At 67.0% G+C, this 1,007-nt stretch carries 2 protein-coding genes and 1 tRNA gene; all 3 read left to right on the forward strand.

The window, feature by feature from the left end; translation table 11 throughout:
• Window positions 1-77: 77 nt before the first annotated feature.
• Window positions 78-175 (forward strand) — tRNA-Sec (locus VFQ05_03720).
• Between the two features lie 96 nt (window positions 176-271).
• Entirely contained in the window at window positions 272-859 is a 588-nt protein-coding gene (locus VFQ05_03725) for a DUF5683 domain-containing protein (GenBank protein HET9325858.1), read from the forward strand.
• Window positions 856-1,007 (forward strand): GTP-binding protein (locus VFQ05_03730; protein ID HET9325859.1); only part of this gene is annotated, 152 nt, incomplete at its 3' end. The genes VFQ05_03725 and VFQ05_03730, both read left to right, overlap by 4 nt.

The raw sequence follows: 1,007 nt of genomic DNA on the forward strand, positions 1-1,007 counted from the left end.
AGCGATCGAGCTGCGTTGACGGGTCGCACGCTGGCAGGCTCGACTGCGGCTCTGGTACTAATCCGTCGTGAGGACTTGGGAGCGAATGCGGTCTGGTGGCCGCCGCGGACTTCAAATCCGTCGGTCGGGCGTCTTTGACGTCCGAGGTGGGTTCGATTCCCACGCGTTCCCGCCACTTCTGGCCCTTTCCATCGCGCTCCTGGTGGGCGCTGGAGCCAGAGCGGCTGGCGCTCAGGGGGCGACGGCCCGACCCGCCGCTCCCGACAGCTCCGTGGGTCCTACAGCTCCCGTGCCGAGCTTCCAGCCGGCCCCGCCGGACACCGGCGGACCGATCTTCCGCGTCGTTCCGGATACCTCGGCCGACCACTCGGAAGCCGAATCCGAGCGCGTGCTGGAAGAAGCCGCGCAGCGGCGCCGCGAGCTGGCGAGCAAGTCGAAGGCGAAGCCTTTCAGCGAGCCGCGCTACGTGATGCTGCGCTCAGCCTTGCTGCCGGGCTGGGGCCAGCTCTACAACGGCGCCTGGCTCAAGGCGATCGGTGTCGCCGCGGGTGAGATCGGACTCGCGGTCGGGATCTATCAGGACGAGAAGGAGCTGGACCGTCTTTCGAAGGAGGCCGACGCGGCGCTGGAGGCCGGCCTCGAGGACGAGTACTTCGAGGCGACCACGGCCTACAACGAACGGTTGAACCAATCGATACGGCGCCGCTGGTTCCTGGGTGGACTGCTGGCATACGCGCTGGCCGACGCCTACGTGGACGCTCACTTCTCCAGATTCGACGTCCAGTTCGATGCGCCCCGCACCACCGGGGGCGGAAAGAGCGATTTCGGCGGGCGCCTGCGCCTGAGGTGGTCCTTTTGAGCGATCGACGGCTCTCCCTGATTCGCAACTTCTGCATCGTCGCGCACATCGACCATGGCAAGAGCACGCTGGCCGACCGGCTGCTGGAGATCACCCACACGCTGACGCCTCAGCAGATGCGCGAGCAGGTCCTGGACGACATGGACCT

The sequence above is a fragment of the Candidatus Eisenbacteria bacterium genome, from assembly GCA_035712145.1.
Lineage (GTDB): Bacteria > Eisenbacteria > RBG-16-71-46 > RBG-16-71-46 > RBG-16-71-46 > DASTBI01.